At 67.9% G+C, this 9,079-nt stretch carries 9 protein-coding genes and 1 pseudogene; all 10 read right to left on the bottom strand.

Annotation, left to right across the window (positions count from 1 at the left end):
• A partial coding sequence (locus tag EJK91_RS20940; protein WP_164518057.1) for a WXG100 family type VII secretion target occupies positions 1-161 on the bottom strand: 161 nt, incomplete at its 3' end.
• 16 nt (positions 162-177) lie between these two features.
• Positions 178-474 (bottom strand): WXG100 family type VII secretion target, encoded by a 297-nt coding sequence (locus EJK91_RS20935; RefSeq protein ID WP_047317297.1) that lies wholly within the window; start codon positions 472-474, stop codon positions 178-180.
• A gap of 51 nt (positions 475-525) precedes the next feature.
• Positions 526-825, bottom strand: coding sequence for a PE family protein (locus EJK91_RS20930; RefSeq protein WP_046302174.1), 300 nt, complete (start codon positions 823-825; stop codon positions 526-528).
• A gap of 341 nt (positions 826-1,166) precedes the next feature.
• Positions 1,167-2,957 carry a type VII secretion AAA-ATPase EccA gene (gene eccA, locus EJK91_RS20925; RefSeq protein ID WP_125079864.1) on the bottom strand — a complete coding sequence of 597 codons (1,791 nt, stop codon included), beginning with the start codon at positions 2,955-2,957 and terminating at the stop codon, positions 1,167-1,169.
• Positions 2,958-2,989: 32 nt separating this feature from the next.
• The gene (gene eccE / locus EJK91_RS20920) at positions 2,990-4,120 is read right to left on the bottom strand and encodes a type VII secretion protein EccE (RefSeq protein ID WP_444850843.1); all 1,131 of its coding nucleotides are present in this window, start codon (positions 4,118-4,120) and stop codon (positions 2,990-2,992) included.
• 35 nt (positions 4,121-4,155) lie between these two features.
• On the bottom strand, positions 4,156-5,967 hold the full coding sequence (locus EJK91_RS20915; protein WP_024444035.1) for a S8 family serine peptidase: 1,812 nt from the start codon (positions 5,965-5,967) through the stop codon (positions 4,156-4,158).
• Complete coding sequence (eccD, locus tag EJK91_RS20910; protein WP_024444036.1) at positions 5,945-7,459, bottom strand: type VII secretion integral membrane protein EccD; 1,515 nt, start codon at positions 7,457-7,459, stop codon at positions 5,945-5,947. Before eccD ends, EJK91_RS20915 begins: the two co-directional genes overlap by 23 nt.
• A 183-nt stretch (positions 7,460-7,642) precedes the next feature.
• Positions 7,643-8,542, bottom strand: a complete 900-nt coding sequence (locus EJK91_RS20905) for an ESX secretion-associated protein EspG (RefSeq protein ID WP_024444037.1) — start codon at positions 8,540-8,542, stop codon at positions 7,643-7,645.
• A gap of 164 nt (positions 8,543-8,706) precedes the next feature.
• Positions 8,707-8,991, bottom strand: a complete 285-nt coding sequence (locus EJK91_RS20900) for a WXG100 family type VII secretion target (RefSeq protein WP_047317298.1) — start codon at positions 8,989-8,991, stop codon at positions 8,707-8,709.
• A gap of 16 nt (positions 8,992-9,007) precedes the next feature.
• Positions 9,008-9,079: pseudogene (locus EJK91_RS20895) on the bottom strand (WXG100 family type VII secretion target); the annotation flags it as partial.

Here is a 9,079-nt window from a genome sequence, read left to right as displayed (position 1 = left end):
ACAAACTCCTGGCACGCCACCGAACCCGCGCCACCCCAGAAATCACCGGCAGCCAGCACATCGTGCACGATCGCCTGGTGCTCAGCCTCCAACGACGCCGCCTGAGCACGAATCAACGCACCGTGGGCATCCACATCACCGAACTGGTAGTTAATCGACATAGTCGTAGTTCCCCTTCTAGCTCGACAGGATCTGCTGCGAAGCAGCTTCCTGCTGCTCGTAGTGGTTAGCGTCGCGAATCAACCCATCGCGCACCCCGTGCAGCATGTTCACGATGTTGCGAAACGCGGTCTGCATCTGACCCATGGTGTCCATCGAGGTCCGCTCCGCCAGACCACCCCAGCCCGCACCGGAGATGTTGGTCGACGACGCCCACATCCGGCGCGCCTCGTCCTCCACCGTCTGCGCGTGCACATCAAAACGGCCCGCCATCGAACGCATCGCGTCCGGGTCAGTCATAAAACGTGTTGCCATGGTTCTCTCCTTGGTTCCGCGAAAGTTGTTGGAAATTAAAGATATTTGGAACTACCCGGCCGACGCGGCGTTAGCCGCCTCGGTGGCTGCGTAGCTGTTGGCGCTGGTGTTCAAGGTGGCCACGAACGCCTGGTGGATGGCCTCCGCCTGGGCGCTGATGGCCTGGTACATGCTGGCGTGCGCGGCGAACTGCGCAGCAGTCAGCGCCGAAACCTCGTCAGCGGCGGCCGGAACGACACCCGTGGTCGGCGTTGCCGCCGCGGCGTTCTGAGCGCTCAGCGCCGCGCCGATGGCGGCCAGGTTGCCCGCAGCCGCCGTCAGCGCCTCCGGTTGGGTGTTCACAAAAGTCATGGGGCTCTCCTCCAAGATGCCGGCCGCAGCGGACCGACGCTCACCGACTACGCCGAAACAGTGGCCCCGTGACGACGTCGTACCGGGGCGTGCTCAACGCAACATGGTTCAAGTAACAGAAACGGTGCCGGAGCCAGATCGGGACCAAACAGTCGCCGAATCCGGGCGGGCATTATCGCCGGGACGCAATCTCGTCCTCACCTCCTGACACCTGTAGAGGCCAACTGGGCCGGATACACGAACCGGCCCCCTTACCTGCGCAATGGTGGCATCGGCACCGGTAAGCGTCAACCCAGACAGGGGGCCTTGGGCTGTGAATCAACTGTCGGGCGGCTGTTAAGTCAGGGCGTGTTCTTCTCGGCAACCGCCGCGCTGAGCCCTTCGGCGAGGTCCTCGCGGGTCAGTTCCTTGAACTTGTGCAGCCATTCCTCGCTGAAATCGGTGACATCGCCGGAGAGCACCGCGTCCAGTTCAGAATCGTCGAGACGGAAACTGCGGTGGTCACGGGCCTTCTCCACGACGTTGCGCACGAATCCGGCGTTACCCAACACATCGATACCGCGGATCAGGTCACCGTCTTCGGAATAGTTCTCGTCGGCATAGAACCTGGTGTAGTGCGGCAGCAGTCCCTCGACCGCCTCGTCACTGACCACGTCCTCGTTCTCCGCCCCCATCATCTTGGTCAGTTCCAGCAGTTCCGGCGGGGTGTAGCTGTAGAACTCGATCACCGTCGAGAACCGGCGCCGCAGGCCCTGGTTCACCTCGAGCATCTTCTCCATGGCGTTGGCATAGCCGGCGCCGAACACCACCAGCTCGTCACGGTGGTTCTCCATGTACAGCAGCAGCGTATTGATGATCGCGTTGCCGTACGCGTCGCCCTGGCTGTAGCCGCGTTCATGCAGGGTGTGCATCTCGTCGAAGAACACCGCACCACCGAGCGCACCTTCGAGCAGCTCTTCGGTGTTCTTCTCGGCATCGGCCATGTAGCGGCCCAGCAGCTTGGACCGGTTGGTCTCCACCACCAGCGGTTTGCGCAGCACGGTCAGGCCACACAGCTGCTTGGTGAATGCCCGCGCCACCGAGGTCTTTCCGGTGCCGGGCGGACCGAGCAACAGGGTGTGTCGCGACGTCACCGGAACCGGCAGGCCCATCTTGGCCCGCGCCAGATTCACCTTGGTGGTCGCCTTGATCAGCTTGATCTCTCGCTTGGCCTGCTCCATACCGAGCATGGCGGCCAGCTCCGCGTCGCCCTCGGCCAGGTAGCGCGCGGCTTCCTCGGCATGCCGATCGGCTTCGGCCTGCTCACGCGTGGGCGCGCTGTCCGGGTCCCACGGGTCGGTGCGGGCCTCGATGGTCTCCGGGTCGGTCAGCACCAGCCGGAAGTCGGGATTGTCCAGTGCCTCGCGCGCGGGGGTGAATTTCGAGTCCCGCGAATAGACCCGGCGCAGCAGCTCAGCGGCCTCGTCCTCACGGCCCAGATGTCGCATACACATGCCCTGGGTGTAGAGCGCGACGTTGGCGGCACCGGGCACCCGGTCGCCCTCGATGGCCTCCTGCGCACGCCGCGTCGCTTCCTCGAACACCCCCAGCGAAGCCAGCGCGGTGGTGGCCATCGCCGCCGCAGCCGCCTTGAGTTCGGGTTGGCGCCAAGGAGCCGACGCGGGGAACTGCTTGAGCACGTCCGGCCAGCGGCCGGTCCGGAAATAGAGCAGGCCCCGGACGTAGCTGACCAACTCGGCCTCGAACGGGTTCCGCGGCTCGATGCCGTCGAGCAGCTTGGCGGCCTCTTCGTAGCGTTTGGCTCCGGCCAGCGTGGCGGCGTAGGCGGCGGCCAGCGATTCCACACTGGTGATCAGCAGCCGCAGGAACATCCCGTCGGAAACCTCGGGACGGAATTCCAGGTCGGACAGGCCAAGTCGGCGGGTCTCCCAGCCGAACGTGCGCACCGTCGACCAGGCGTTCGCCAGTACCTCGATATCGGAGTCACCGGCCAGCACCCGGGCCAGCCAGGCATCGCACATGCTCGGGTCGATCGAGCTGGCGGTGGTGAACATCTGCAGCGCGACCTGCGGATTATGGCTGGGCTGCAACCCGTTGACCGAAATGCCGGAGGCCAGCATGCCCGCAACCATGGCGTTGCGGGCGTCGGTCGTGGATGGACCGGTCACCCGCGCGCCCCAGCCGCCGCCGCGGGCGTGTACTCCTCGATAACGTCGACCGACAGCGGCAGCTGCTCACCGTCGCGCAGGTCTCGTCCCGGCACCGACATCCGCCGGTGGGCGGTGGGCGCCGGCAGGCTGGCGCAGACCGCTTCCAGCTGGCGCCGGCCCACGAACCGGTTCAGCGCGGACCGGACGTTTCGGCTGGGCTTGTCGGCGGTGTGGTACCTCGCCAGCACCGAGACCTGGGTGGTCCGGCCGCCACCGCGGGAAAGCCGCACCGTGACCACCGTTGCTTCGCTCTCCGGGTACCACAGGTGTTCGAGGTTCTCCGGAGTGATGTCGTTGGGCGACACCCAATAGCTGCTGATCTGGCCGGCCGGGCGTTCGCGGAACAGCCGGTGCCGCAACTGGGTGGCCGCCAGGCCCGCCAGTACCGCCTCGTCGACGGCGTCGAACTCGTCGGCGTGCAGCACCTGGGCGCTGAGCTGACGCCCGTCGATCTCCTCGGCCAGCCGCTCGGTGGCGGCGGCCAGGGTGGAAGCCAGCGAGTCGCGGGTGGCGACCGCGTTGACGTTGTGTTGCGGGTCCATCCGCAGCACCACCCAGGTGTGGCGGCGGTCGGGCATCGACGGGTTCTCTTCGACGTCGGGGTCGTCGGCGGGGCGGGGGTCTTTGCGGGTCCCGACCGAGACGACATCGATGCTGTCCAGCCGCACATCGAACTGACGCAGCCCGGCGGCCAGGCGCTCCACCGGCAGCGCCGCCTCCGCGGCGCGGCCGTGCCGGCCGGTCGCCGACGTGGGCCGCCCGCCCACGGCGATGACCGTCACCAACCGGCCTTCGTGTTCGCGGACCCCGATCGACTCCCGGCCGAAGCGCCGGTGGTGATCGATTGCGGTGCCGCGGCCGCGGTTCAGGGCCGCTTCGGGGTCGGTGAACTGATCGGCCACCCAGGCCGCCCACAGCGTGCTGACCGGTACCCGACGGTAGGTGAGCAGCGCGATGAGCGCGACCAGCACGGCGATGGCGACGCCCGACCACCATGCGTAGTCAGCGGCCTTGGGGTCACCGGGCCAGCGACCGGCGAGGACCAGGATCCCCACATCGATCAGAAAGACGACGGTGACCCGCATCCAAGACAGGTTCAGACCTAGTGCGTGCTGTGCCTTCATCGGTTCCTTGACGATCGTCGCAGTGCTGCCACTCCCAGGGCCACTCCGGCCGCCGCGAGAGCCGCCAACAGCCCGGCTCCGGCGACCCAGGCCGGCGTCATGTCGCGTTCGGGCGGCATCGGCGGCACCTCCAGCGGTGCCGACAGCCGCTCCGGCGGCTGGGCCGGAACATCGGGAACGTCCCAGGTCAGTGCCGCGACCGGGTCGACGATGCCGTAACCGACCACATTGTCGACCCCACGCGCCGGTGGCCGAGCCGTGCGGGTCAGCCGGTTGATCACCTGGTGTGCCGACAGTTCCGGGTATTTGGCCCGTACCAGCGCCGCCACACCGGAGACGATCGCCGTGGAGAAGCTGGTGCCGGACGGGACCAGCAGCGAGTTCTCCGGGCCGTCGACGGCGTTCATCAGCCCGTCATCGCGCGGTGAAAGGCCCTCGATGTCGGTACCGGGCGCCGCGATCGACACCCACGGGCCGGCCACACTCGACTTGGCCATCGGTGCACCCGCGGAGTCGACCGCGCCGACGGTCAGCACGTACTCGTCGTACCAGGCCGGGGTCACCACGGTGTTGACGCCGTTCCAGTCGCGGGGGTCATCGGGGCGCATCGCGTTGTAGACGGGGTTCTGCTTGCAGTCCCGCCAACTGACGTCACCGGCGGCCGCGACGATCACCGCGTTCTTCTCCACCGCTGCGTAGCGCACCGCCGCACCCAGATCGGCCTGGTCGATGAGCGTGCGCACGTTCATGCAGATGGCCGAGGAGATGTTGATGACCTGCGCACCCATGTTGGCGGCGTGCACGATCGCCCGTGCCATGGTGCGGATGCCGTCGGTCTTCTCCCGCAGCTGCGGGTCGCGTCCGTCCGCGAACGGCTCCTTGGGCCCGAAGGCCGCGCTGTATTGCCGGATGGCGATCAGCTGCACGTCAGGGGCGACGCCACTGAACGCATCCGGCGCCCCACCCGGAGGCGGTGCGCTGGGGGCGCGGAAGTCGACCGGCGCAGTCTGGGCCTGCCCGGAGAAGCCGGCCGATCGCACCGCACCTGCGCTGGTGCGATGGGGAACGTGCGCCGACGAGGCTGCCGCGCCGGGTCCCGGGGCCGGCCCGGGCGCGGGTCCAGGTGCCGGAGCAGGAGCGGGTGCCGGCGCGGGAGCGGGAGCGGGTGGCGGCCCCTGACCCGGGGGCGGTTCCTCGCCCTCGACGGGCGGTGGCGGCGCTGCCGGCGGGGGCGGCATCACCAGGATGGTCGTCGCCGGCGACGGGGTCGGCGGCGGCGGCTCGTTGGTGGGAACCGACGGCGGCCTACGGGTCTGACGGGGCGGTGGCAACGGGGCGACCCCGTTGTCCGGCATCGCGGCGATCAGCGACGCCACCAAGGTCCCGTGCGCATCGCAGTCCGACAGCCCGTCGCCGCCGGCCATCACGTAGTCACCGCCGGGCACCAGGTTCGGCAGCCGGGGGTGCGGGGTCACGCCGGTGTCGATCACCGCGACGGTGACGCCTCCCCCGCGACCGAACTTCCAGGCCTCCTGCAGGTTGAGCATGTCCATGTAGGCCGGCTGCACGCGGAAGTCGGAGTTCGGCAGCACCCCGACCTCAGTGCAGTACGACGTCTGCCGCATGGTCTGCGGAGGCCCGGGCGTGCCGTCCGGCGGCAGCGCCGCGGGGTCGATCATGGGCGGCTCGATGGCGCCGGCAGCCGGCATTCCGGCCAACGAGCCACTGGCCACCATGATCATCGCGGCGCCGGCGGCCGCGGTGCGCTGCAGCCGACGCACGCCCCTACCGGTACCGGATTGCTTCATAGGTATTCATCAACCACAGTGCCAGCGGGAACAACGGCATCAGGCAGAGGTATTCGATCCACTCGACGAACTTGCGGAACAACGGGCTGTAGATGGTGTTCGGCACGATCACCGCAGACAGCAGGCCGAACATCGGCACCAGCACCAGCACGGCCACGCCGACCACCAGTGCGGTCGGGGTCCACAGCACCACCGCGAAGCGCAGCACCACAGCTGCGATGATCACCAGCCCGGTGAGCGTCACCGTGACCGCCTGCAACCGGTCGCGGAAGGACCGGCCCCGCAGCACCAGGAACCCGGCGGTCAGGGCGGCCAGCAGCACCGGCAGCCAGGTTCGGTCTGAGTGCGGGTCGCACAGCCCGGTCATGCACACCGCGATCAGCACGCCCAACCCGGACAGCAGGCCGGTCATGAACGATCGCGCCCGCTCCGCGCGCAGCACCACTTCGCGGACCGACTCCGGGCCCTCCAACGACGGCGGGGCGCCGGGAGTGCTCACCACGGTGGTGGGCAGGTCGGGGCGGGCCTCGAAGACCCAGCGGCTGGTGGCTGACGGGAAGACCGGCAACCGCAGGCCGGCCAGCCAGCGCGACAGCGACGGAGCCCACTGGTAGGCCAGCACGCAGACCAGGTACACGCACGTCATGAGGGTCACCGCGCCGGTCAGGAACAGCATCCGCAGCACGCCGGCGAACATCACCGCCACGCTGATGGTGGCGACGGCCGAGTAGGCGGCCAACTGCCTCCCGGTGAGCCGGATGACAGCCAGTGCAGCGATACCGGCGACGCCGAAGCCCAGCGCGGCATGCGCGGCGCCCACCTCGCCGGGCACCGCCGCTGCGGCCGCCACCACCAGCGGAACCAGACCGGTGGCCAGCAGAATGTCACCGACCTGCCGGTCGGAGGCGTTGCGGGCCTGCATCAGGATCAGGGCGGCGGCGATCAGCACCAGGAAGGCCAGCCCCGCGCCGAAGCCCGCCGTCAACCAGCCTTCGTGCTGGACCCGCCACGCCGCGAGCAGCCCGGTGGCCACCAGCACGCCCAGCGACAGGGTCGACACCCCGACCCGCACCGCGGTCGCCGCGTCGACCGGAGCGAATCGCTTCGCGAGGTTGACCGAGACGGCGGTGGAGATGTGCTCGATGACCGGCGAGCGCCGCTCCTGGTCTTCGATGAAGCGCAGCCACAGCCGGTCGCCGTCGTAGACGTCCTGTTCGGTCAGCGACTGGTTCGGCCGCAGCGCGGTGCCGTCGACCAGGCACAGCACCCAACGGCCGCGGCCCTCGGCCTGCAGCGTGGGTTCTTCGAGTTCCTGGAGCCGGCCGTTGATCACCTTCAGCAACGGGTCCAGCATCACCGAGACCGGGGCGTCGGCGTCGAGCAGCGTGCCGATCTGAACGCCGTCGCCCGCCATGACCCCGACCACCACGGCCCGGGGTGCCGACGGCGCGAGTTCGCCGCCGGCCTGTGCCGACTCGATCGCCGCGGTCATGATTGCATCACCCGACCGACGAATACTGACCGCATAGAACCCATAGGTGCCGCCTCGCAATTTGTCATTTTTAAAGTCAGTCCAATTCTAAAGGCACTTCATGCAATTCGCACGACCCGCGTTTACCCGCAGTTTTCCGTTGCGACACTTGGCATTCGACGCCCAGATCTATCGAGCAGGCCGCTATACCCTCCGATGCGTTTTCCAAGCGCCGTAGGGCAGGGTGTCCAGGACGGTCTTGACGCCCACCTGAACCAACTGCGGGGTGGCGGGGCAGATCGCCAGCCATGCTTCGCCCGAGCCCGCGGTGCGCGCCTGCTGATACAGCGCGATCCGTCCGCCTGAGCCGTCTTTGATCGACAGCACCGAGGCGCTCGGCCCCTTCGCGTCGTCGCGGTATTGCCGCGCATAGACCGCGGCTTCGGCCGCCGGCTCCGAAAGCGCCTGACCCAGCGCCGCGACGGTGGCAGCACTGATGCCCATCCGGCGCAGGTCTCCCCCGGTGAAAATGTTGAAACCGGAGTCCTGCCAGCTCTGGGTGGCCTCCAGCATCTCCTCCATCGGCACGTTGACCGCGGTGATCTGGGCCGGGTCGGCGTGGTGAATGGATTCCATCCCGTCGATCACCAGCGCGGCGATCGAGGCGGCATCGGTCACTGAGACATCGTCGACGGTGATGTCGGTGCCGACACGTACCGCCGACACCCAGTGCTCACCGCGCCGCGCCAACAACACCCGGAACTCGTTGTCGGGGATGTCGCGGGTGCCGGGTTCCTGGTCCTCGGCGTCGATGACGCCGTAACGCAGCTTGCCCAGCGACAGCAGCGCGACCACCTCGAGGTCGGGCGCGGCAAGCACCCGCATTCGTGCCGCGACGGCCTCATTGACCTCACCGTCGACGACGATGCCCTGTTCGCGCATCACCGCCATCCCGGGGTGTTCCGACAACCAGTCACTTGAGTCGGTGGAAACGTAAGGACGACACCGCAACTCGGGAGCAACGTGGCGGATGTCCAGCAGTGCCTGCAGCATCCAGAAACCCTCGACGTTGACGGTGATGTCGGTGCGAGTGCTCGGGTCCATCACTACCCTCCTCTACCGGATTGTTCGCTGGACGTGGCTAGTGGAGTACTTGGCTATTGGATCACGCGAGAGGGCGTGACCGCTCGGCACCACCCGCCAATTGCAGCACGCGGCAGCACACCCAGGGATCGGGTGTGCTGCCGCGCTGCGAAAGTGCGGGGCGATCAGGCCCAGCTGGAACCCACCGAGGCGTCGGTGTTGGCCATGTTGTTGCCGGCCGACTGCACCTTCTGGCCGTGGCTGTTGGCCTGCTCGTAGATCACCGCGAAGTTGCGGCCCAACTGCGCCACAAACTCCTGGCACGCCACCGAACCCGCGCCACCCCAGAAATCACCGGCAGCCAGCACATCGTGCACGATCGCCTGGTGCTCAGCCTCCAACGACGCCGCCTGAGCACGAATCAACGCACCGTGGGCATCCACATCACCGAACTGGTAGTTAATCGACATAGTCGTAGTTCCCCTTCTAGCTCGACAGGATCTGCTGCGAAGCAGCTTCCTGCTGCTCGTAGTGGTTAGCGTCGCGAATCAACCCATC

This window comes from Mycobacterium sp. P7213 (assembly GCF_900604305.1).
Classification (GTDB): domain Bacteria; phylum Actinomycetota; class Actinomycetes; order Mycobacteriales; family Mycobacteriaceae; genus Mycobacterium.
This window is presented reverse-complemented; position numbering and strand designations above follow the sequence as displayed.